20 protein-coding genes are annotated in these 22,298 nt (G+C 71.0%); 17 read left to right on the top strand and 3 right to left on the bottom strand.

The window, feature by feature from the left end:
- From I3F58_RS08810 to I3F58_RS08800, 3 genes are all read left to right on the top strand, one after another.
- Window positions 1-1,286 (top strand): export associated protein (locus I3F58_RS08810; protein WP_240107711.1); only part of this gene is annotated, 1,286 nt, incomplete at its 5' end.
- Window positions 1,287-1,565: 279 nt separating this feature from the next.
- Window positions 1,566-2,546 (top strand): TerC family protein, encoded by a 981-nt coding sequence (locus I3F58_RS08805; RefSeq protein ID WP_240107710.1) that lies wholly within the window; start codon window positions 1,566-1,568, stop codon window positions 2,544-2,546.
- 66 nt (window positions 2,547-2,612) lie between these two features.
- Window positions 2,613-2,912, top strand: coding sequence for a hypothetical protein (locus I3F58_RS08800; protein ID WP_240107709.1), 300 nt, complete (start codon window positions 2,613-2,615; stop codon window positions 2,910-2,912).
- Between the two features lie 26 nt (window positions 2,913-2,938).
- Here the strand turns inward: I3F58_RS08800 and I3F58_RS08795 are convergent, their stop codons facing one another.
- Both I3F58_RS08795 and I3F58_RS08790 read right to left on the bottom strand, forming a co-directional pair.
- Complete coding sequence (locus I3F58_RS08795) at window positions 2,939-3,595, bottom strand: MBL fold metallo-hydrolase (RefSeq protein ID WP_240107708.1); 657 nt, start codon at window positions 3,593-3,595, stop codon at window positions 2,939-2,941.
- Window positions 3,596-3,604: 9 nt separating this feature from the next.
- A complete protein-coding gene (locus I3F58_RS08790; RefSeq protein ID WP_240107707.1) occupies window positions 3,605-4,294 on the bottom strand; it encodes a maleylpyruvate isomerase family mycothiol-dependent enzyme in 690 nt (229 codons plus the stop codon).
- 195 nt (window positions 4,295-4,489) lie between these two features.
- On the opposite strand from I3F58_RS08790, the gene uvrA reads away from it, so the two are divergent.
- Window positions 4,490-7,390, top strand: coding sequence for an excinuclease ABC subunit UvrA (uvrA, locus tag I3F58_RS08785; RefSeq protein WP_240107706.1), 2,901 nt, complete (start codon window positions 4,490-4,492; stop codon window positions 7,388-7,390).
- Between the two features lie 501 nt (window positions 7,391-7,891).
- A complete protein-coding gene (locus I3F58_RS08780) occupies window positions 7,892-8,320 on the top strand; it encodes a Rieske (2Fe-2S) protein (protein ID WP_240107705.1) in 429 nt (142 codons plus the stop codon).
- A gap of 16 nt (window positions 8,321-8,336) precedes the next feature.
- On the opposite strand, the gene I3F58_RS08775 is transcribed toward I3F58_RS08780, so the two are convergent.
- On the bottom strand, window positions 8,337-9,329 hold the full coding sequence (locus I3F58_RS08775) for a hypothetical protein (RefSeq protein WP_240107704.1): 993 nt from the start codon (window positions 9,327-9,329) through the stop codon (window positions 8,337-8,339).
- 185 nt (window positions 9,330-9,514) lie between these two features.
- Between I3F58_RS08775 and I3F58_RS08770 the strand changes: the two genes are divergently transcribed.
- The 12 genes from I3F58_RS08770 to pgi all read left to right on the top strand — a co-directional run bounded on the left by I3F58_RS08770 (window position 9,515) and on the right by pgi (window position 22,291).
- Window positions 9,515-10,105, top strand: a complete 591-nt coding sequence (locus I3F58_RS08770; protein ID WP_240107703.1) for a papain-like cysteine protease family protein — start codon at window positions 9,515-9,517, stop codon at window positions 10,103-10,105.
- A 5-nt stretch (window positions 10,106-10,110) separates the two neighbouring features.
- The gene (locus I3F58_RS08765; protein ID WP_240107702.1) at window positions 10,111-10,857 is read left to right on the top strand and encodes a hypothetical protein; all 747 of its coding nucleotides are present in this window, start codon (window positions 10,111-10,113) and stop codon (window positions 10,855-10,857) included.
- A gap of 154 nt (window positions 10,858-11,011) precedes the next feature.
- A complete protein-coding gene (uvrC, locus tag I3F58_RS08760; protein ID WP_240107701.1) occupies window positions 11,012-13,024 on the top strand; it encodes an excinuclease ABC subunit UvrC in 2,013 nt (670 codons plus the stop codon).
- A 36-nt stretch (window positions 13,025-13,060) separates the two neighbouring features.
- Window positions 13,061-14,032, top strand: a complete 972-nt coding sequence (gene rapZ / locus I3F58_RS08755; protein ID WP_240107700.1) for an RNase adapter RapZ — start codon at window positions 13,061-13,063, stop codon at window positions 14,030-14,032.
- Window positions 14,029-15,054, top strand: coding sequence for a uridine diphosphate-N-acetylglucosamine-binding protein YvcK (yvcK, locus tag I3F58_RS08750; protein WP_240107699.1), 1,026 nt, complete (start codon window positions 14,029-14,031; stop codon window positions 15,052-15,054). Before rapZ ends, yvcK begins: the two co-directional genes overlap by 4 nt.
- Window positions 15,045-16,034, top strand: a complete 990-nt coding sequence (whiA, locus tag I3F58_RS08745) for a DNA-binding protein WhiA (RefSeq protein WP_240107698.1) — start codon at window positions 15,045-15,047, stop codon at window positions 16,032-16,034. Before yvcK ends, whiA begins: the two co-directional genes overlap by 10 nt.
- Before the next feature lie 397 nt (window positions 16,035-16,431).
- Window positions 16,432-17,436, top strand: a complete 1,005-nt coding sequence (gene gap / locus I3F58_RS08740) for a type I glyceraldehyde-3-phosphate dehydrogenase (RefSeq protein WP_240107697.1) — start codon at window positions 16,432-16,434, stop codon at window positions 17,434-17,436.
- 141 nt (window positions 17,437-17,577) lie between these two features.
- Window positions 17,578-18,789, top strand: a complete 1,212-nt coding sequence (gene pgk / locus I3F58_RS08735) for a phosphoglycerate kinase (RefSeq protein WP_240107696.1) — start codon at window positions 17,578-17,580, stop codon at window positions 18,787-18,789.
- A 5-nt stretch (window positions 18,790-18,794) separates the two neighbouring features.
- A complete protein-coding gene (gene tpiA / locus I3F58_RS08730; protein ID WP_240107695.1) occupies window positions 18,795-19,571 on the top strand; it encodes a triose-phosphate isomerase in 777 nt (258 codons plus the stop codon).
- Window positions 19,572-19,705: 134 nt separating this feature from the next.
- A complete protein-coding gene (secG, locus tag I3F58_RS08725) occupies window positions 19,706-19,942 on the top strand; it encodes a preprotein translocase subunit SecG (RefSeq protein ID WP_240107694.1) in 237 nt (78 codons plus the stop codon).
- Between the two features lie 137 nt (window positions 19,943-20,079).
- The gene (locus I3F58_RS08720) at window positions 20,080-20,415 is read left to right on the top strand and encodes an RNA polymerase-binding protein RbpA (protein ID WP_078066843.1); all 336 of its coding nucleotides are present in this window, start codon (window positions 20,080-20,082) and stop codon (window positions 20,413-20,415) included.
- A 223-nt stretch (window positions 20,416-20,638) separates the two neighbouring features.
- Window positions 20,639-22,291, top strand: coding sequence for a glucose-6-phosphate isomerase (gene pgi / locus I3F58_RS08715; protein ID WP_240107693.1), 1,653 nt, complete (start codon window positions 20,639-20,641; stop codon window positions 22,289-22,291).
- The last annotated feature ends 7 nt before the right edge of the window (window positions 22,292-22,298 follow it).

Here is a 22,298-nt window from a genome sequence, read left to right as displayed (position 1 = left end):
CCGCCACCGCGCCCGGCGTCGGTCCGGCGGCCGGGGCGGACGCGCGGGGGAGCGGGGGCGGGCGCATCGACTACACGCACCCTCGCCGTCAGACCACCGCGCCTCCGCCGCCTCCGCCTGCCCCGGCGCCCGCGGAGCCCGGCCGGCCGGCCGCTCCCGTGGCCGGGGACGCTACCGGGTGGTCCCTGGAGGAGCGGCTCTACAACCAGGTCTGGGGCATGTTCGAGGACCTGGCCAGGGCCGTCGCCGCCTACCGCAGCGCGGTCGACTTCGCGGAGTCCCGCATGGAGCAGGAACTGGACCAGGTCCTGTCCGACCCGCGCAGCCGTATCGGCACGGCCGGGGACGAGGCCCGCGCGGCTGCCCGGGCCCGGTGCGAGGAACTCACCGACCGGGCCCGCGAGGCGCTCGACCGGGACCTGGACCAGCTGGCCGCCGAGTCCGCGGTGGTCGAACCGGCCCTGCCGCCCGCTTTCGCGGGCTGGGACAACCCGGTGTGGCACGCCTACCGCGTCCCCATGGAGATCCCCATGGCCCTGCGTCTGGGTGATCTGCACCTCTCCGAGCGGCCCGGTCTGCGCGTCCCCATGCTGGTCCGGCTGCCGCTGGAGCGCGGCCTGTGGGTGGACTGCGGTCGACGCGGCTCCCAGGAGGCCCGGTTCATGGACGAGGCGCGGCTGCGGCGGCTTGCCCTGGACACCGCCGTCGCCCATGCCGCCCGGCTGCTCGCTGTCTATCCGCCGGGCGAGTTCACGGTCCATGTGATCGACCCGGCGGGCGCCGGGACCGCCGCCTTCGCGCCGCTCACCGAGGCGGGCGTCCTGGCGGCGCCCGCGGCGACCGGTGCGGCCGGGGTGGCCGCCGTCCTGTCCCGGCTGACGCAGCGTGTGGACCTGCTGCAGATGGCCGCACGCGCCGGAGCGGGGGCCGACTCCCTGCCGCGCGACCTGGACACCGCCGAACAGCTGCTGATCGTCAACGACTTCCCGCACGGCTTCGACGACCGGGCCGTCAACCAGCTGCGCTACCTCGCGGACGAGGGCCCGGCGGTCGGCGTGCACCTCCTGATGGTCGCGGACCGTGAGGACACCCGTGCCTTCGGCCCCGTGCTGGATCCGCTGTGGCGCTCGCTGCTGCGGCTGACGCCGGTCCCGGACGACCACCTGGCGGACCCGTGGGTGGGTCACGCGTGGACGTACGAACCGCCCGGGGTACCGGAGGGCAGCGGTGTCCTGGGCCAGGTCCTCACGCGGGTGGCCGAGACCCGCCGGAGCTGGGGCCGCTGACCGACAAGGCCGCCCCGCCTCGGCGTGAGCGGCCCTGCACCTCCACGCTTGGTCATCCTTTGCCGTTCCCTTTACCTTTCTTTGGTGTTTCGGGTACCGTACTTCCCACGGAGGGGAGTACTCCCGTCTGCGGCGTGCCCGTCAGTACGGACGGTCGGACGGAAGACCGGTCCCGGGGCGTCGGCCCAGCGGCGGCCCGTCACCAGGGGCCCGCCCGGGGTGGAAGAGACCTCCGGCAACGGCGACGCCGAACGGCAGCCGTACGACGCCGGAGGAAGCATGCACGTATCCCTGACCGTGTGGGCGGCGACCGTCCTCGGTCTCCTCGCCCTGATCGCTGTCGACTTCGTCATCGGCCGCAAGCCCCATGACGTCTCGGTCCGGGAGGCCGGGATCTGGACGGTCGTCTGGATCGTCCTCGCCGTGCTGTTCGGCCTCGGGCTGTTCCTGGCCGGGGAGAGCCAGGCGTCCGGGGAGTTCTTCGCGGGGTACATCACGGAGAAGTCCCTCAGCGTCGACAACCTGTTCGTCTTCGTCCTGATCATGGCGAAGTTCGCCGTCCCCTCCCACCTCCAGCAGCGGGTCCTCCTCGTCGGGGTGCTGATCGCGCTGGTCATGCGTGCGGTCTTCATCGCCGCCGGCGCCGCGATCATCACCACCTTCTCGTGGGTCTTCTACATCTTCGGCGCCTTCCTGATCTACACCGCCTGGAAGCTGGTCAAGGAGGCCTCCTCGGACGAGCCGGAGGAGGAGTTCGAGGAGAACCGGCTCCTCAAGTCCATCGAGAAGCGCTTCGGCGTGTCCGACCGCTACCACGAGACCAAGCTGTTCATCCGCGTCAACGGCAAGCGGGTGCTGACCCCGCTGATGGTCGTCATGCTCGCCATCGGCACCACCGACCTGCTGTTCGCGCTGGACTCCATCCCCGCGATCTTCGGCCTCACCCAGGACCCGTACATCGTCTTCACGGCCAACGCCTTCGCGCTGATGGGGCTGCGTCAGCTGTACTTCCTCATCGGCGGCCTGCTCCAGAAGCTGGTCCACCTCAGCTACGGCCTGTCCGTGATCCTCGGGTTCATCGGCGTGAAGCTGGTCCTGCACGCCCTGCACGAGTCCGGGGTGCACGTCCCCGAGATCTCCACCCCGGTCTCGCTGGGCGTGATCTGCGGTGTCCTGGTCGTCACGACCGTCACCAGCCTCGTGGCCGCCCGGCGGAACCCTGCCGCCGGGGACGACGCGCGGAAGTCCGCCGGCGTCTGACCCGGGCGGACCAGACCGGACACCGCCCGGGTTGCCGCGGCCCCCGGGCGGTGTTTGCGTGATGTCATGAAATTCACACAGATCGTCGACTTCGAGACCACGCGCATGGACGAGATGCGCACCCTGATGGACGGGTGGGACGCGGAGGCCGAGCGCCGCGACTACAGTCCCGAGCGGAGTCTGCTCCTCAGGGACCGCGACAACCCCGACCGCTACTACGCGGTCGTCGAGTTCCGCTCGTACGAGGACGCGACGCGCAACAACGAGGACCCCCGCACCCAGCAGATGGCACAGCGCCTGGAGGCCCTGTGCACCCGCCCCACCCGGTTCGTCAACTGCGACGTGCTGGAGGACCAGACGCCCTGACCGACGTCACCGGTCGGCCGGCGGGCTCACCAGCCGCGTGCGCGCCATTCCGGCAGCTGCGGGCGCTCGTCCCCGAGCGTGGTGTCCTTGCCGTGTCCCGGGTACACCCATGTCTCGTCCGGCAGCACGTCGAAGAGCTTGGTCTCCACGTCGTGCAGCAGGCTCGCGAAGGCGTCCGGGTCCTTCCAGGTGTTGCCGACACCGCCGGGGAACAGGCAGTCGCCGGTGAACACGTGCGGATGGCCGTGCGGGTCGTCGTAGACCAGCGCGATCGAGCCGGGTGTGTGCCCCTTCAGGTGGCGGGCCGTCAGCTCGACCCGGCCGATCCGTACCGTGTCCCCGTCGTCCAGCGGTACGTCTGTCGGGACCGGGATGCCCTCCGCGTCGTACCGCCCGGCGTAGGTGCGGGCGCCGGTCGCGTCGACGACCTCGCGCAGGGCGTTCCAGTGGTCCTGGTGCCGGTGGGTGGTGACGACGGACGCGATGCCGTCGTCACCGATCAGCTGCAGCAGCGTGTGCGGCTCGTTCGCCGCGTCGATCAGCAGCTGCTCGCCGGTGGTCCGGCAGCGCAGCAGATACGCGTTGTTGTCCATCGGGCCGACCGCGACCTTCGAAATGATCAGGTCCGCCAGCTCGTGCACGTCCGCAGGACCGCCGACCTTCACCGCTCCGCTGTACGTCATGAGTTCAGCCTATAGCGGGGGCAGCTTCGGGAGCGGGCCGCCGGTCACGGTGAGGGCGGAGCCGTCGCGGCGCCCGCAGAGCCAGCCGAGCAGCTCGGCTGCCGGGCCGCGGACCTCGACCGCCGCCGCGCCCGCCGCGCCGCCGGTGGTCCAGCTGCCGCCGCCGTCGGCGGTGACCGTGGCGGGCGCCACGTCCGGGTGCCCGGAGAACCGCTCCGTCAGGAAGCCGATCTCCCGCTCGGTGAACTCCTTCGGCAGGTCCTCCAGCTCGTAGCCCACGCCGAGGTCGACGTGGTGCAGCTCGACCTCGATGAGGCGGCGGAAGGGGATGCGTGCGGCCCGGTCGGTGACGCCGTTGCGCAGCTCGACCGTGCGGCTCCAGTCGGCCGGGGCCGCGCCCTCGGCCTGGAAGCGGGCGGCCGTCTCGCGCACGTCCGCGAGCTGGGCCTCCAGGGGGCGGGGGGCGCCCTGCTCGATGTCGGCCTCGCGGGCCTCGGCGCTCGCGTACATGGGGCGGCCCTGGAGGACGTTGACCAGGGCGTCGGCGTTGCGGGCCAGGTGGGCCAGGACGTGACCGCGGGTCCAGCCGGGCAGCCGTGACGGGGCGGCCACGGCCGCGTTGTCGAGGGTGGCGGCGGCGCTGAGCAGCCGGTCGGTCGCCTCGCGTACCGAGGCCAGGTCATGTGCGTGGTCGATCATGCTGCTGACCCTAGCGCCGCCACTCGTTCGGGTGAAGGTGACGGCAAGGCGCCCAAAATCGAATACACGTGCTATACGCTCGGTGGAGGCATCCTGGAAAGCCAGGGATTCATCCATCCGGCGGCCCCCCATAGGCTGGAACAGTCTGGGACGGGGGCTGTGCCCCCGCTTCTCTCAAGAAAGGTGCGGACCGGCGTGGCCGACCGTCTCATCGTCCGTGGCGCGCGCGAGCACAACCTGAAGAACGTCTCGCTCGACCTCCCGCGTGACTCGCTCATCGTCTTCACCGGCCTGTCCGGCTCCGGCAAGTCGTCCCTCGCGTTCGACACGATCTTCGCGGAGGGGCAGCGGCGGTACGTCGAGTCGCTGTCCTCGTACGCCCGCCAGTTCCTCGGCCAGATGGACAAGCCCGACGTCGATTTCATCGAGGGCCTGTCCCCGGCCGTCTCGATCGACCAGAAGTCGACCTCGCGCAACCCGCGCTCCACGGTCGGCACGATCACCGAGGTGTACGACTACCTGCGGCTGCTCTTCGCGCGCATCGGCAAGCCGCACTGCCCGGAGTGCCGCCGCCCCATCTCCCGCCAGTCGCCGCAGGCCATCGTGGACAAGGTGCTCGAGCTCCCCGAGGGCAGCCGCTTCCAGGTGCTGTCCCCGCTGGTGCGCGAGCGCAAGGGCGAGTTCGTCGACCTGTTCTCCGACCTCCAGACCAAGGGTTACAGCCGGGCCCGGGTCGACGGCGCGACGATCCAGCTCACAGAGCCGCCCAAGCTGAAGAAGCAGGAGAAGCACACCATCGAGGTGGTCGTGGACCGCCTCACCGTCAAGGACAGCGCCAAGCGGCGCCTCACCGACTCCGTCGAGACCGCGCTGGGTCTCTCCGGCGGCATGGTCGTGCTCGACTTCGTCGACCTCCCCGAGGACGACCCCGAGCGCGAGAAGATGTACTCGGAGCACCTGTACTGCCCGTACGACGACCTGTCCTTCGAGGAGCTGGAGCCCCGCTCCTTCTCGTTCAACTCCCCCTTCGGCGCCTGCCCCGACTGCACCGGTATCGGCACGCGCATGGAGGTCGACGCGGAGCTGGTCGTCCCCGACCCCGACAAGTCGCTGGACGAGGGCGCGATCCACCCGTGGTCGCACGGTCACACCAAGGAGTACTTCGGGCGGCTCATCGGCGGCCTGGCCGACGCGCTGGGCTTCCGCACCGACATCCCGTGGGCCGGACTGCCGCAGCGGGCGCGGAAGGCGCTCCTGTACGGCCACAAGACCCAGGTCGAGGTCCGCTACCGCAACCGGTACGGCAGGGAGCGGGCGTACACCACCCCCGCCTTCGAAGGCGCCGTCTCCTTCGTGAAGCGGCGGCACAGCGAGGCCGAGAGCGACTCCAGCCGGGAGCGTTTCGAGGGCTACATGCGCGAGGTGCCCTGCCCCACCTGTGAGGGCACCCGGCTGAAGCCGATCGTGCTGGCCGTGACGGTCATGGAGAGGTCCATCGCCGAGGTCTCCGCCATGTCGATCAGCGAGTGTGCCGAGTTCCTCGGCCGGCTCACACTCAACGCCCGTGACAAGAAGATCGCGGAGCGGGTGCTGAAGGAGGTCAACGAACGGCTGCGGTTCCTGGTCGACGTCGGCCTCGACTACCTGTCCCTCAACCGCGCAGCGGGCACCCTCTCCGGCGGCGAGGCCCAGCGGATCCGGCTCGCCACGCAGATCGGCTCCGGCCTGGTGGGTGTCCTGTACGTGCTGGACGAGCCGTCCATCGGCCTGCACCAGCGTGACAACCACCGGCTGATCGAGACCCTCGTACGGCTCCGGGACATGGGGAACACGCTCATCGTCGTCGAGCACGACGAGGACACCATCAAGATCGCGGACTGGGTCGTCGACATCGGCCCGGGTGCCGGTGAGCACGGCGGCAAGGTCGTCCACTCCGGCCCCTTGAAGCAGCTGCTGACCAACAAGCAGTCGATGACCGGGCAGTACCTGGCCGGGAAGAGGTCCATCGCCCTGCCGGACGTGCGGCGGCCCGTGGACCCGTCCCGGAGGCTGACCGTCCACGGGGCGCGGGAGAACAACCTGCGGGACATCGACGTGTCGTTCCCGCTGGGGGTCCTCACGGCGGTCACGGGCGTCTCCGGCTCCGGCAAGTCGACACTGGTCAACGACATCCTCTACACGCACCTCGCACGCGAGCTGAACGGTGCGAAGTCCGTGCCCGGGCGGCACACGCGCGTGGCCGGGGACGACCTGGTCGACAAGGTCGTGCATGTCGACCAGTCGCCCATCGGCCGTACGCCGCGGTCCAACCCGGCGACGTACACCGGGGTCTTCGATCACGTCCGCAAGCTGTTCGCGGAGACGATGGAGGCGAAGGTCCGCGGGTACCTGCCGGGCCGGTTCTCCTTCAACGTGAAGGGCGGGCGCTGCGAGAACTGCTCCGGCGACGGCACCATCAAGATCGAGATGAACTTCCTCCCCGACGTGTACGTCCCGTGCGAGGTCTGTCACGGGGCGCGCTACAACCGGGAGACCCTGGAGGTCCACTACAAGGGCAAGTCCATCGCGGAGGTGCTGGACATGCCCATCGAGGAGGCCCTGCACTTCTTCGAGGCGGTGCCGACGATCTCCCGCCACCTGAAGACCCTCAACGAGGTGGGGCTCGGGTACGTGCGGCTCGGCCAGTCCGCGCCGACACTGTCGGGCGGTGAGGCGCAGCGGGTGAAGCTCGCGAGCGAGCTGCAGAAGCGGTCCACGGGGCGGACGGTGTACGTCCTGGACGAGCCGACGACGGGCCTGCACTTCGAGGACATCTCGAAGCTGATCAAGGTGCTGTCGAACCTGGTCGACAAGGGCAACACGGTGATCGTCATCGAGCACAACCTCGATGTCATCAAGACGGCGGACTGGATCGTCGACATGGGGCCCGAGGGCGGGAGCGGCGGCGGGCTCGTGGTGGCCGAGGGCACGCCGGAGCAGGTCGCGGGGGTGCCGACGAGTCACACGGGCAAGTTCCTGCGCGACATTCTGGACGCCGACCGCATCAGTGACGCCGCACCCGTGAAGGCCAGGCCCACCCGCCGCTCCCGCAAGTGAGGGCGGCCCCGGCGCCCGGGGTGCCGGTGGGTGCGGGGCGTTCGGGCCCCAGGGCCCGTTCCGCCGTGTCCACCGCCCCCGGGCTCTTGCGCTGCGTTCGAGCGGCAGGACCCCCATGGTCCTCGGCGGAACGCCGGCCCCGCGGCCCGGGATGCCCGCGCCTGCACCGGCGTGCGGCCGCCGGTCCGGCGGAAGGGGCGCGGAGGGAGCGGCCCCGGCGGCGGTGAGGGGAGCCGCCCGGGACATGGGCCCGCAGGAGCCTTCGTGAGGCGGTGAGCCCCCGGAACAGCCCGACTCGTCCACCCGGAAGGTGGCGCGCGGCCCGGGGTGGCGGCAGGCCGCACAGGGCGGAACGGAGTACGGCGCCAGGGGCGGCCGGGCACGTGTGGGTGGGACCTCCGGGCCTGGTCGGGCCGGAGGTCCCACCCGGGGGGAGCCGTGGCGGTCTGGGTGGGTATCGTCGGGGCCGGTTCACTTCCCCGCCTTTCGATGGAGCAGCTCATGTCCGGTCTGCCTGCCGCCCGCCGTACCGTGCTGAAGGGCGCCGCGCTCGCCGGAGTCGGCGGGCTCGGGGCCGCCGCCTGCTCCACCGACTCCAAGGTCGGCCACGCCCAGACCCCCACTCCCACCGCCCCCGTGGACCTCGGCGCCCCGGAGGGCATCCCCGTCGGCGGCGCGAAACTCTTCCGGGAGCAGCGGCTGCTCGTGCACCGCCCGGCCCAGGGCGAGTACAGGGCCTTCAGCGCCCAGTGCACCCACGCCGGGTGCGTACTCGACAAGATCGTGGAGAACGAGGGCAACTGCCCCTGCCACGGCAGCCGCTTCGACGTGACGACCGGCAAGTCCCTCAAGGGACCCGCCACGGTTCCGCTGCCCGAGGTGCCTGTACGTGTGGAGGGCGGGAAGCTGATCGCCGGTCCTGAGGCCTGAAGCCGGGGCGTTCCGCCTAGTCCCAGTCCCAGGCGATGCCCAGGATCCCGGGGCGTACCCCCTGCTCCACCAGGTGCACCGTGCGGTGCCGTCCGGTCAGCGTCAGGTCGCCCCGGGCCCCGCGCGGCGACCCCGCGGACGCCTGGGCGAAGCGGAGGCACCGCACCGGGAGGGCGTCCTCGTGGAACCCCACCTGGAGCACGTACTGCCCGCCCGCGAAGCTGAACCCGCGCACGTACTCCGTGCTCACCCCGCCCGTGCCGTCCTCGAACCCGTACCCGAAGACGTACGTGTCCCCGGAGCGGAGCCGGGTGTCGAAGAGCAGCTCGGCCACCACCACCCCGGTCTCCGGGTGGGTCCGCACCCGGCCGGTGCGGCAGTTGTCACCTGCCGGCACCGCGACCCGCGCCGGATCGCACCCGGGGTCCCCGTGGTGGATGGCCAGATAGCGGTCCACCCCGTCCCGGTGCGCCCGCACCACCTGGAGCGAGTCGCGCCTCAGCAGCCGGCGGTCGGCCCCGATCCGTACCCGCTCGTGGTGACCCACCGTGTGCAGCCCGCCGTCCGCGGGGGCGCCCAGCTCCGCGATCAGCCCCTCCACCGCGCCCGAGGCCGCGACCAGCGCCCGGTACGAGCGGGCCGGCGGGCGGTCGGCCCCGGTCCGGGCGCCGTCGCCGTTCCCGTACGGAGGGGTCTGCAGCAGCCGGATCAGTGAGCCGGACGGAAGCTGGAGCAGTTCCTCCAGCGCCCGCACCGCCCGCAGCGACTCCGGCCGCTGCGGCCGGCGCGCCCCCTGCTGCCAGTAGCACAGGCTCGTCACGCCCACGCTGATGCCGCGGTGCGCCAGATGGTGCCGGACCCTCTGCAGCGGCAGCCCGCGCAGCGCGAGGGCGGCACGGAGCGCCAGGTGGAAGGGGCCGGTGCGCAGCAGCTGCGCCAGATCGGCCTGGGCGTCGTGGTGCGCCACACGGGCTCCTCGGTGAACGTTCACGTACGGGAGGCGGGGCATCGCGCCGCCACGGCGGCGGGTGGCAGGTCGGGCAGGGGCGGTCGTTCACATGTCAACCGGTTCCGCTCACACCGCGATGTCATCCCGCATTCAAGCGTGTTGACCTGTCCCCGACAACAATTGATGCTTCGGTACACGCGTCCGGACGCGCTCCTCCCTCCCCACATCCCCACGGAGGAAACGCGATGCGCAACCCCATCACGTTCATCACGGCGGCCCTCTGCGCCGCCGTCCTCGCGGTCCCCGCCGCCGCCACCGCCACCGCCGCCCCACGCCACGACGAGCAGTCCGCGCTCGCCTACAAGCGACTCGGCATCACCATGCAGGCCCAGCAGAAGAGCAACTGGTGCTGGGCCGCCGCCGGGAACACGATCGCCACCTGGTACGGCCGCCGGTACAGCCAGAACCAGTTCTGCAACGCCGCCTTCAACCGGCGGCAGGGCTACGACTGCCCAAACTGGCAGGCCACGCTGGGCAACGTCCAGACCGGTCTGCGCTGGGCGGGGATCAGCCCCGGCTCGTACGTCAACGGCTGGCTGCGCTACTCGACCGTGCAGAGCGAGATCAACGCCGACCGGCCCGTCGAGACCCGCATCCAGTGGTCGAGCGGCGGCGGCCACATGCACGTGATCTACGGCTACGACGACTCGCGCAGCTGGGTGTACTGGGGCGACCCCTGGCCCTCCAGCGACCGCTACAACTGGGCGTCCCACGCCTGGTACGTCGACAACGGCTCCTTCTCCTGGACCCACTCGCTCTACCGGATCGGGGCGTGAGACGGATGACCCGCAGCATCTGGCCGCGAGCGGCCTTCACCGCCGCCCTGCTCCTCGCGCTGGGCGCGCCCACCGCCCTCGCCGCGCCCACCCCCGGCAGTGCGTCCGAGGACCCCGGCACCCTCGCCACGCTGTCCCGGTTCTTCGCGCGGGACGGCGCGGTCGGTGCGGCGGCAGCCGGGCCGCCCCGCATCGAGGGCGCTCCCGTTCCGGTCCGCGTCCTGTCGCCCGACTTCGTCGCGGGGCGGCCCGGCGCGCCCGTCGCGAGGGTCGAGTTCCACGCCGCCCGCGCGGTGTCCGCCGACGGGCGGAAGGCGTCCGTGTGGACCGCCCGGCAGAGTGACGGGAAGGGATGGCGGGTCGTGAACATCGCGACCGGCGACGACGAGATCCGGTACGCGGAGGAAGGCGCCCGGCTGCTGCCCGGCGGCACGGTGTTCCGTGAGCCGCAGATCGACGCCTGGTACGTCCGCGAGGGGGCGAGGGTACTGCCCCTGGACGAGGACGCGGTGCGCGCCGTCGGCGCGGACGGGACGACGCTGGAGGCGTACCGCGCCCGCGTGGCCGCCGCGTACGGGGACAAGCTGCCGGGGTCGGCGTACGCCCGGAAGGGCGCGGCCGGCGGCTACGGGCCCCCCTCGGAGGCCGGGCCCTCCGGTCCGGGGTCCGTCGGCCTCGGTGCCGGAGCGGCGCTGCTGGCGGGTGCGGGCGCGGTGACGGCGGTGCGGCTCCGCCGCCGTGGACGGCGGTAGAACCCCCACCGCGCTCTCCCGGAAGCGGGGGCTCCGCGATGATCCCCCCCTGGCCGCGGCTTCGCGACCGTTCGTCGTTGATAACCGGACGGGCTGAAACCGGCCCGTCCGGTGACCGGGTGGGTTGTCAGTGCCCGCAAGTAGGCTGTGGGTCATGGCAGACCCCTCCAGTTACCGACCCAAGCCGGGACAGATCCCCGACTCGCCGGGGGTCTACAAGTTCCGCGACGAGCACCGCCGGGTGATCTACGTCGGCAAGGCCAAGTCCCTGCGCCAGCGGCTCGCCAGCTACTTCCAGGACCTGGCGGGTCTGCATCCGCGTACCCGGACGATGGTCACCACGGCCGCGTCCGTGGAGTGGACGGTGGTGTCCACCGAGGTCGAGGCGCTCCAGCTCGAATACTCCTGGATCAAGGAGTTCGACCCCCGCTTCAACGTCAAGTACCGCGACGACAAGAGCTATCCCTACCTCGCCGTCACCCTCGGCGAGGAGTTCCCGCGCGTTCAGGTCATGCGCGGCCAGAAGCACAAGGGAACGCGGTACTTCGGGCCGTACGCGCACGCGTGGGCGATCCGCGAGACCGTCGACCTGCTGTTGCGTGTGTTCCCCGTCCGTACGTGCACCTCGGGCGTCTTCAGGAACGCGGCCCGCACCGGGCGGCCCTGCCTGCTCGGCTACATCGGAAAGTGCTCCGCCCCCTGCGTCGGCCGGATCAGCCCCGAGGGCCATCGCGAACTGGCCGAGGAGTTCTGCGACTTCATGGCCGGCCGCACCGGCACCTACATCCGCCGTCTCGAGAAGGACATGACGGCGGCGGCCGACGAGATGGAGTACGAGAGGGCGGCGCGGCTGCGCGACGACATAGAGGCCCTGCGCCGGGCCATGGAGAAGAACGCCGTCGTCCTCGCGGACGCCACCGACGCCGACCTCGTCGCCGTCGCGGAGGACGAGCTGGAGGCCGCCGTCCAGATCTTCCACGTCCGCGGCGGCCGGGTGCGCGGCCAGCGCGGCTGGGTCACGGACAAGGTCGAGGCCGTCGACACCGCCGGGCTCGTCGAGCACGCGCTCCAGCAGCTGTACGGCGAGGAGAGCGGCGACGCCGTCCCCAAGGAGGTCCTCGTACCGGCGCTCCCCGACGACCCGGAGGCCGTCAGCCAGTGGCTCGGTGACCGGCGCGGCTCCCAGGTGTCCCTGCGGGTGCCGCAGCGCGGCGACAAGAAGGCCCTGATGGAGACCGTGGGCCGGAACGCCCAGCAGTCCCTCGTCCTCCACAAGACCAAGCGCGCCAGCGACCTCACCACCCGCTCCCGGGCTCTGGAGGAGATCGCGGACGCCCTCGGGCTGGACGGGGCGCCGCTCCGTATCGAGTGCTTCGACATCTCCCACCTCCAGGGGGAGGACGTCGTCGCCTCCATGGTCGTCTTCGAGGACGGGCTGCCGAGGAAGAGTGAGTACCGGCGGTTCCAGATCAAGGGCTTCGAAGGGCAGGACGACGTCCGGTCCATGCACGAGGTCGTCAGCCGCCGCTTCCGCCGCTATCTCGCCGAGAAGGAGCGGACGGGGGAGTGGGTCGGCCGGAACGGGGAGGGCTCCGGGACTTCCGGCGACGCCGGGCCCGGGGACACCGTGCCCGCCGACGTGTCGCTCCCCGAGGACGAAGGGCGGCCCCGGAAGTTCGCCTACCCCCCGCAGCTCGTCGTCGTCGACGGCGGGCAGCCGCAGGTCGCCGCGGCCCGCCGGGCCCTGGACGAGCTGGGGATCGACGACGTGGCCGTCTGCGGCCTCGCCAAGCGGCTGGAGGAGGTCTGGCTGCCCGGCGAGGACGACCCCGTCGTCCTGCCCCGTACGAGTGAGGGCCTCTACCTGCTCCAGCGGGTCCGCGACACCGCCCACGACTTCGCGATCCGCTACCAGCGCAGCAAGCGCGCCAAGCGCCTCAAAGCCGGGCCCCTGGACACCGTCCCGGGGCTCGGGGAGGCCCGCAGGAAGGCGCTGATCAAGCATTTCGGCTCGGTGAAGCGGCTCCGGCAGGCGACAATCGAGCAGATCTGCGAGGTCCCGGGGTTCGGCCGCAAGACCGCCGAGGCCGTCGCCGCGGCCCTCGCCCAGGCCGCTCCGGCCGGTCCCGCCGTGAACACGGCCACAGGAGAGATCATTGAAGAGTGACAACGTGGGGGGACCACGCACGGACGGGGACCGGACATGAACGACCAGCCGCAGCAGCCAGACCGCAGAGAAGACGGAGCAGCACACGTGAGTACGGGCAGCAGTACGGGCACGCCGGCCGAGGCCGCGGCGGCAACCGAGACGGCGGCCATCCCCGAGCTGGTGATCATCTCCGGCATGTCCGGGGCCGGCCGCAGCACCGCGGCGAAGTGCCTGGAGGACCTCGGCTGGTTCGTCGTCGACAACCTGCCGCCCGCCCTCATCCCCACCATGGTGGAGCTGGGCGCCCGCTCGCAGGGCAACGTGGCCCGGATCGCCGTCGTCGTCGACGTGCGGGGCCGCCAGTTCTTCGACAATCTGCGGGAGTCCCTCGCCGACCTGGACGCCAAGCACGTCACGCGCCGGATCGTCTTCCTGGAGTCCTCCGACGACGCCCTCGTGCGGCGCTTCGAGTCGGTACGCCGCCCGCACCCGCTCCAGGGTGACGGCCGCATCGTCGACGGCATCGCCGCCGAGCGCGACCTGCTGCGTGAACTGCGCGGCGACGCCGACCTGGTGATCGACACGTCCAGCCTGAACGTGCACGAGCTGCGCGCCAAGATGGACGCCCAGTTCGCCGGGGACGAGGAGCCCGAGCTGCGGGCCACCGTGATGTCCTTCGGCTACAAGTACGGCCTGCCGGTCGACGCCGATCTGGTGGTGGACTGCCGCTTCCTGCCGAACCCCCACTGGGTGCCGGAGCTGCGCCCCTTCACCGGCCTCCACGACGAGGTGTCCGGTTACGTCTTCAACCAGCCGGGCGCCAAGGAGTTCCTGGACCGCTACACGGAACTCCTCCAGCTCATCGCCGCGGGCTACCGCCGTGAGGGCAAGCGGTATGTGACGATCGCCGTGGGCTGCACCGGCGGCAAGCACCGCTCGGTCGCCATGTCCGAGAAGCTCGCCGCGCGGCTCGCCTCGGAGGGCGTCGAGACGGTGGTCGTCCACCGGGACATGGGGCGCGAGTGAGGCGCCCGTACCGACGGCGTACGAGCACCCTCTCCGCCCGTGCGCTCCGCCGGCGCGGCGCCCAGCCCAAGGTCGTCGCCCTCGGGGGCGGCATGGGCCTGTCCGCGTCCCTCGCCGCGCTGCGCCGGATCACCGGCGACCTGACGGCGGTCGTGACCGTCGCGGACGACGGGGGCTCCAGCGGCCGGCTCCGCGAGGAGCTGGGCGTGCTGCCGCCCGGGGACCTCCGCAAGGCGCTGGCCGCGCTGTGCGGCGACGACGACTGGGGACAGACCTGGGCCAGGGTCATCCAGCACCGCTTCCAGTCCAAGGGCGACCTGCACGAGCACGCGGTCGGCAACCTGCTGATCGTCGCGCTGTGGGAGCAGCTCGGGGACCACGTCCAGGCCCTGGACCTGGTGGGCAGGCTGCTGGGCGCGCACGGCCGGGTGCTGCCCATGTCCGCCGTACCGCTGGAGCTCCAGGCCCTGGTCAGGGGGCACGATCCGGAGCGGCCGAAGGACGTGGACCTGGTGCGGGGCCAGGCGACCGTGGCGCTCACGCCCGGCGAGGTGCAGTCGGTTCACCTGGTGCCGAACGACCCGCCGGCCGTCCCGGAGGCGGTGGCCGCGGTACGGGACGCGGACTGGGTGGTGCTCGGGCCCGGCTCCTGGTTCTCGTCGGTGATCCCCCATCTGCTGGTGCCGGAGCTGCTGGAGGCGCTCACCGAGACCAAGGCCCGGCGGGTGCTGTCGCTGAACCTCGCTCCGCAGCCCGGGGAAACCGCCGGGTTCTCTCCGCAGCGTCATTTGGAGGTTTTGGGCCGACACGCCCCTAAACTCTCGCTGGACGTGGTGCTGGCCGACGAGGCCGCCGTGCCCGACCGCGAGTCGCTGTCCGATGCCGCGAAGCGGCTCGGCGCCGCGGTCGAGCTGGCGCCGGTGGCCAGGGAGGACGGGCTGCCCAGGCACGACCCGGAGCTGCTGGCCGCCGCGTACGACCGTATTTTTCGGATGCATGGAAGGATCGGCCCATGGCGATGACGGCAGCGGTGAAGGACGAGGTCTCCCGGCTTCCCGTCACCCGCACGTGCTGCAGAAAGGCGGAGGTCTCGTCGATGCTGCGGTTCGCCGGGGGCCTGCACCTGGTCAGCGGGCGGATCGTGATCGAGGCCGAGCTGGACACGGCGATGGCGGCGCGCCGCCTGAAGCGGGACATCGCGGAGATCTTCGGACACGGCTCCGAGCTGATCGTGATGGCCCCGGGCGGGCTGCGCCGGGGCTCCCGGTTCGTGGTGCGGGTCGTGGCGGGCGGCGACCAGCTGGCCCGGCAGACCGGGCTGGTCGACGGGCGGGGCCGTCCCATCCGGGGGCTGCCGCCGCAGGTGGTGTCCGGTGCCACCTGTGACGCGGAGGCGGCCTGGCGCGGGGCGTTCCTGGCGCACGGCTCGCTGACCGAGCCGGGGCGTTCCTCGTCCCTGGAGGTCACCTGTCCGGGCCCGGAGGCCGCGCTCGCCCTGGTGGGCGCCGCACGACGGCTGTCCATCGCCGCGAAGGCCCGCGAGGTGCGCGGCGTGGACCGGGTCGTCGTCCGGGACGGTGACGCGATCGGCGCGCTGCTGACCCGGCTCGGCGCGCACGAGTCGGTACTGGCCTGGGAGGAGCGGCGGATGCGGCGCGAGGTGCGCGCCACCGCCAACCGGCTGGCCAACTTCGACGACGCCAACCTGCGCCGCTCGGCCCGTGCGGCCGTCGCGGCCGGGGCCCGGGTGGCGCGCGCCTTGGAGATCCTCGGGGAGGACGTGCCCGAGCACCTCGCCGCGGCCGGTCGGCTGCGCATGGAGCACAAGCAGGCGTCGCTGGAGGAACTGGGCGCGCTCGCGGACCCGCCGCTCACGAAGGACGCGGTCGCGGGCCGGATCCGGCGGCTGCTGGCGATGGCCGACAAGCGCGCGGCGGACCTCGGCATCCCCGGCACGGAGTCCAACCTCACCGAGGAGATGGCCGACGGCCTGGTGGGCTGAGGCGGGAACGCCCGGGGCGCCGAAAAAATCACGGGCCGCATATGAGCGGGCCTCTTCACATACGTGCTTCGCATATGAGCTGGGGCGGGCGCATATGTGTTCAGCATATGTAATGCGAATATGTGCCCCGTCTCCGACGGGCGGGCGTTTCAAGCCTGTTGGGGGCGGGGGGTGAGGTGCTTCCGGGTGGGTCCGGGTCGACCCCTCGTCACCTCGGATGAGCGCTGAAATGCCCCTTTGTGCTACTCGCCGGTAGCTTGCGGGAAAGGGGGTTTTCCCGCTGCGCGCGGTGTCACTTCAGGGCTCTGGGAGAGGTAGGGTCATAGGCGGTCGGGGACATCCCAAATAATGCGTGCCGGGCGTCGAAACCCGGCGTACCTAACGAGGAGATCGGTTCGTGACGATCCGCGTAGGCATCAACGGCTTCGGCCGCATCGGTCGTAACTACTTCCGCGCGCTGCTGGAGCAGGGTGCTGACATCGAGATCGTGGCTGTCAACGACCTGGGCGACACCGCGACCACCGCTCACCTGCTGAAGTACGACTCCATCCTGGGCCGTCTGAAGGCCGAGGTCAGCCACACCGCCGACACCATCACCGTCGACGGCCACACCATCAAGGTGCTCTCCGAGCGCGACCCGGCCGACATCCCCTGGGGGCAGCTGGGCGTCGACATCGTCGTCGAGTCCACCGGCATCTTCACCAACCGCGACGACGCGGCCAAGCACCTCGCCGGCGGCGCGAAGAAGGTCCTCATCTCGGCCCCCGCCAAGAACGAGGACGTCACCATCGTGATGGGCGTCAACCAGGACAAGTACGACGCCGCCAACCACCACGTCATCTCCAACGCCTCCTGCACCACCAACTGCGTGGCGCCGATGGCCAAGGTGCTCGACGAGAGCTTCGGCATCGTCAAGGGCCTCATGACGACGGTCCACGCCTACACCAACGACCAGCGCATCCTGGACTTCCCGCACAAGGACCTGCGCCGCGCCCGCGCCGCCGCGGAGAACATCATCCCGACCTCCACGGGTGCCGCGAAGGCCACCGCGCTGGTCCTCCCGCAGCTCAAGGGCAAGCTGGACGGCATCGCCATGCGCGTCCCGGTCCCGACCGGCTCCGTCACCGACCTCGTCGTGGAACTGGACCGCGAGGTCACCAAGGACGAGATCAACAGCGCCTTCCAGAAGGCGGCCGAGGGCGAGCTGAAGGGCGTCCTCGAGTACACCGCCGACCCGATCGTCTCCTCCGACATCGTCAACTGGCCCGCGTCCTGCACCTTCGACTCGTCCCTGACGATGGCTCAGGGCAGGCAGGTGAAGATCGTCGGCTGGTACGACAACGAGTGGGGCTACTCCAACCGCCTCGTCGACCTGACCGTCTTCGTCGGCAACCAGCTCTGATCGGCGGCACCGCTACGATCAGCAGCAGGGCAGGCACCTCGATGTGAGCACAGGGCTCGGGCAGCGCAAGGCCGCGCTGCGCGGGCCCTGTCGCTTGCGCCGAACCCCGAGCCCCCGTCCCTCCCAAGGAGCACGAAACCGATGAAGACGATCGACGAACTTCTCGCCCAGGGTGTCCAGGGCAAGCGGGTCTTCGTCCGCGCCGACCTCAACGTCCCGCTGGACGGCACCACCATCACCGACGACGGCCGCATCCGCGCCGTTCTGCCCACCCTCAAGGCCCTGATCGCGGCCGGTGCCAAGGTCGTCGTGGCCTCGCACCTCGGCCGCCCCAAGGGCGAGCCCGACCCGAAGTTCTCGCTGCGCCCCGCCGCCGCGCGGCTCGCGGAGCTGCTGGGCCGGTCCGTGGCCTTCGCCGCCGACACCATCGGCAGCGAGGCCCACGACGCCGTGAACAGCCTGGAGCCCGGCGAGGTCGCGGTCATCGAGAACCTGCGCTTCCACCCCGGCGAGACCTCCAAGGACCCGGCCGCCCGCGCCGAACTGGCCGCCCGCCTCGAAGCGCTCGCAGACGTGTACGTCGGTGACGGCTTCGGCGCCGTCCACCGCCAGCACGCCTCCGTGTACGAGCTGCCGCGCCTCATGCCCTCCTACGCCGGGTACCTCATCGCCGGCGAGGTCGGCGTCCTGAAGAAGCTCACCGAGGACGTCAAGCGGCCGTATGCGGTCGTCCTCGGCGGCGCCAAGGTCTCCGACAAGCTGGGCGTCATCGACAACCTGCTGGAGAAGGCCGACCGCATCCTGATCGGCGGTGGCATGGCGTACACCTTCCTCAAGGCCAAGGGCCACGAGGTCGGCATCTCGCTGCTCCAGGAGGACCAGGTCCCGGTCTGCCTGGAGTACCTCGCCCGGGCCGAGAAGCGCGGCGTGGAGTTCGTCCTCCCCGTCGACGTCCTCATCTCGTCCGAGTTCCCCGACCTGAAGACCAAGGCGCCCACCAGCCCCGGCACCGTCGGCGCGGACGCCATCCCCGCCGACCAGGAGGGCCTGGACATCGGCCCGCGGACCCGGGAGCTGTACGCCGCGAAGCTCGCGGACGCCGGCACCGTCTTCTGGAACGGCCCCATGGGTGTCTTCGAACACCCCGACTACGCCGAGGGCACCAAGGCCGTCGCCCAGGCGCTCCTCGACTCCCCGGCATTCAGCGTCGTCGGCGGCGGGGACTCCGCCGCCGCCGTCCGCACCCTGGGCTTCGACGAGAACGCATTCGGCCACATCTCGACGGGCGGTGGAGCCAGCCTCGAATACCTCGAAGGCAAGACGCTTCCCGGCCTCGCCGCACTGGAGGACTGAACACCGTGAGCGCACGCACCCCGCTGATGGCGGGCAACTGGAAGATGAACCTCAACCACCTGGAGGCCATCGCCCACGTCCAGAAGCTCGCCTTCGCCCTGACCGACAAGGACTACGACGGCACCGAGGTCGCCGTTCTGGTGCCGTTCACCGACCTGCGGTCCGTCCAGACCCTCGTCGACGGCGACAAGCTGAAGATCAAGTACGGCGCCCAGGACCTGTCGGTGCACGACTCCGGCGCCTACACCGGTGAGATCTCCGGCGCCATGCTCGCCAAGCTGGCCTGTGCCTATGTCGCCGTGGGCCACTCCGAGCGCCGCCAGTACCACGGCGAGACCGACACCACCTGCAACGAGAAGGTGAAGGCCGCCTACCAGCACGGCCTGACCCCGATCCTCTGCGTCGGCGAAGGCCTCGACGTCCGCAGGGCAGGCGACCAGGTCGCATACACCCTCGCCCAGCTCGACGGCGCGCTGAAGAGCATCCCCGCCGAGCAGGCCGCGTCCATCGTGATCGCGTACGAGCCGGTGTGGGCCATCGGCACCGGCGAGGTCGCCACCCCCGAGGACGCCCAGGAGGTGTGCGGCGCGATCCGCGGGCGCCTCGCGGAGCTGTACTCGCAGGAGCTGGCCGACGGCGTCCGCATCCAGTACGGCGGCTCGGTCAAGGGCGGCAACATCGCCGCGATCATGGCTCAGCCCGACGTGGACGGCGCCCTGGTCGGCGGTGCCTCGCTGGACGTCGAGGAGTTCGTCAAGATCGTCCGCTTCCGCGACCAGTGACCCGAGGGGTCGGTTGACCGGTGAGTATGCGGTAGGGCGGATCCGTCGTACCCTTGCGGGGGTCCGGGCAGTGCGTCCCGGGCCCCCGTCGTCCAACCAGTCCGATGAGAATTGCCAGGAAGTAGGGTCCAGTCGTGATTATGGGGTTCTCGATCGCCCTGATCGTGCTCAGCCTGCTGCTGATGCTGCTGGTGCTGATGCACAAGGGGAAGGGCGGCGGTCTCTCCGACATGTTCGGTGGCGGCATGCAGTCCTCCGTCGGCGGCTCCTCGGTCGCCGAGCGCAACCTCGACCGCATCACCGTCGTGGTCGGCCTGCTCTGGGTCGCCTGCATCGTCGTCGTCGGCCTCCTCATCAAGATGGGATCCTGACCAGGCAGGGCCTTCGTCAGGCAGGGGCTTCGTCGGGGAGGGCCCCGGCCGAAGGGGTAACTCCGCTCACTGGACGCGCGTTGGGCCTTACGTAGACTGGGGCATCCGCGAGCACCATCACGCAGGGAGTGACGACCGTGGCAAGTGGCAACGCTATCCGGGGCAGCCGGGTGGGAGCGGGGCCGATGGGGGAGGCCGAGCGCGGTGAGTCCGCACCCCGGCTCCGCGTTTCCTTCTGGTGCTCCAACGGGCACGAGACACAGCCGAGCTTCGCCAGCGACGCGCAGGTCCCGGACACCTGGGACTGCCCGCGCTGCGGTTTCCCGGCCGGCCAGGACCGAGACAACCCGCCGGACCCGCCGCGCACCGAGCCTTACAAGACGCACCTCGCGTACGTGAGGGAACGGCGCAGCGACGCGGACGGCGAGGCCATCCTGGCCGAGGCGCTCGCCAAGCTGCGCGGCGAGATCTGAGCGCGGCGCCGACCGGCGCGACATGGGCCCTGCCCGCGAAAACCCCTTTCGCAGGCGGGGCTTCTTCGTGTCCGCTCCCCTTCACGCACGCACCTTCTCGGGCCTGTGGACAACTCCGCGCCAGCCGCCTGTGGACAAGTCCGGTGTGCACCCTCCGATCAATTAGGTTTGAGGGGCAGCGGGGCAAGCAGGCAGGTTCGAGAAGAAGTGGGCTGATGTATCAGTGAACGCACAAGGCCGTACGAGGCTCCACCAGACGCCCGAGTGGACCGCTCTCGGCAAGCACCGCGAGCAGCTCGGCGGAACGCATCTGCGCGAACTGTTCGCCGCCGACCCGCAGCGGGGCACCACCTGCACCCTGCGCGTCGGTGACCTCCACCTGGACTACTCCAAGCACCTCGTCACCGGCGAGACCCTCGCACTGCTGCGCGACCTGGCCGCCGCCACCGGTGTCGCGGAGCTGCGGGACGCCATGTTCCGCGGCGAGAAGATCAACACCACCGAGGACCGGGCCGTCCTCCACACCGCGCTGCGCGCCCCGCGCGACGCCGTCGTCGAGGTGGACGGCGAGAACGTGGTGCCGGGTGTGCACGCCGTCCTCGACAAGATGGCCGCCTTCTCCGAGCGGGTACGGTCCGGTGAGTGGACCGGGCACACCGGAAAGCCCATCAGGAACGTCGTCAACATCGGCATCGGAGGCTCCGACCTCGGCCCGGCGATGGCCTACGAGGCCCTCCGCTCCTACACCCGCCGTGACCTGACGGTCCGTTTCGTGTCGAACGTCGACGGCGCCGACCTGCACGAGGCGATCCGCGACCTGGACGCGCAGGAGACCCTCTTCGTCATCGCGTCCAAGACGTTCACCACCATCGAGACCATCACCAACGCCACCTCCGCGCGTGACTGGCTGCTCACCGGGCTGAAGGCCGGCCAGGAGGCCGTCGCCAAGCACTTCGTGGCCCTGTCGACGAACGCCGAGAAGGTCGAGGACTTCGGCATCGACACGGCCAACATGTTCGAGTTCTGGGACTGGGTCGGCGGCCGCTACTCGTACGACTCCGCGATCGGCCTCTCCCTGATGATCGCCATCGGTCCGGACCGCTTCCGCGAGATGCTCGACGGCTTCCGGCTGATGGACGAGCACTTCCGCACCGCCCCGCCGGAGGAGAACGCCCCGCTGCTGCTCGGCCTGCTCGGCGTCTGGTACGGCGCGTTCTTCGACGCCCAGTCCCACGCGGTGCTGCCGTACTCGCACTACCTGTCCAAGTTCACGGCGTACCTCCAGCAGCTCGACATGGAGTCCAACGGCAAGTCGGTGGACCGCGAAGGCGACCCCGTGGAGTGGCAGACCGGCCCCGTCGTGTGGGGAACCCCCGGCACCAACGGGCAGCACGCCTACTTCCAGCTCATCCACCAGGGCACCAAGGTCATCCCGGCCGACTTCATCGGCTTCGCCCGGCCGGTCGACGACCTGTCCCCGGGACTCGTCGCCCAGCACGACCTGCTGATGGCGAACTTCTTCGCCCAGACCCAGGCCCTCGCCTTCGGCAAGACCGCAGCCGAGGTCCGGGCCGAAGGCGTCGCGGAGGAGCTGGTGCCGCACAAGACGTTCCGCGGCAACCACCCGACGACCACGGTCCTCGCGGACGCGCTCACCCCGTCCGTGCTCGGCCAGCTCATCGCCCTGTACGAGCACAAGGTCTTCGTCCAGGGCGCCGTCTGGAACATCGACTCCTTCGACCAGTGGGGCGTCGAGCTGGGCAAGGTCCTCGCCAAGCGGATCGAACCCGTGCTCACCCAGGGCGTGGGCGGCGAGGGTCTCGACAGCTCCACCGCGGCGCTGGCCGCCGCCTACCGGGCGCTGCGGGCGCGGTGACGCCATG

It is taken from the genome of Streptomyces sp. MUM 203J, from assembly GCF_022414595.1.
In the GTDB taxonomy this organism is placed as follows: domain Bacteria; phylum Actinomycetota; class Actinomycetes; order Streptomycetales; family Streptomycetaceae; genus Streptomyces.
This window is presented reverse-complemented; position numbering and strand designations above follow the sequence as displayed.

Bases quoted from the DNA above. Each gene is read 5' to 3' on its own strand.
- whiA (WP_240107698.1), top strand. From the start codon at position 15,045: ATGGCGATGACGGCAGCGGTGAAGGACGAGGTCTCCCGGCTTCCCGTC.
- I3F58_RS08790 (WP_240107707.1), bottom strand. From the start codon at position 4,294: ATGATCGACCACGCACATGACCTGGCCTCGGTACGCGAGGCGACCGAC.
- I3F58_RS08795 (WP_240107708.1), bottom strand. From the start codon at position 3,595: ATGACGTACAGCGGAGCGGTGAAGGTCGGCGGTCCTGCGGACGTGCAC.
- I3F58_RS08765 (WP_240107702.1), top strand. From the start codon at position 10,111: ATGACCCGCAGCATCTGGCCGCGAGCGGCCTTCACCGCCGCCCTGCTC.
- I3F58_RS08775 (WP_240107704.1), bottom strand. From the start codon at position 9,329: ATGCCCCGCCTCCCGTACGTGAACGTTCACCGAGGAGCCCGTGTGGCG.
- uvrC (WP_240107701.1), top strand. From the start codon at position 11,012: ATGGCAGACCCCTCCAGTTACCGACCCAAGCCGGGACAGATCCCCGAC.
- I3F58_RS08780 (WP_240107705.1), top strand. From the start codon at position 7,892: ATGTCCGGTCTGCCTGCCGCCCGCCGTACCGTGCTGAAGGGCGCCGCG.
- I3F58_RS08805 (WP_240107710.1), top strand. From the start codon at position 1,566: ATGCACGTATCCCTGACCGTGTGGGCGGCGACCGTCCTCGGTCTCCTC.
- I3F58_RS08800 (WP_240107709.1), top strand. From the start codon at position 2,613: ATGAAATTCACACAGATCGTCGACTTCGAGACCACGCGCATGGACGAG.
- rapZ (WP_240107700.1), top strand. From the start codon at position 13,061: ATGAACGACCAGCCGCAGCAGCCAGACCGCAGAGAAGACGGAGCAGCA.
- I3F58_RS08770 (WP_240107703.1), top strand. From the start codon at position 9,515: ATGCGCAACCCCATCACGTTCATCACGGCGGCCCTCTGCGCCGCCGTC.
- pgk (WP_240107696.1), top strand. From the start codon at position 17,578: ATGAAGACGATCGACGAACTTCTCGCCCAGGGTGTCCAGGGCAAGCGG.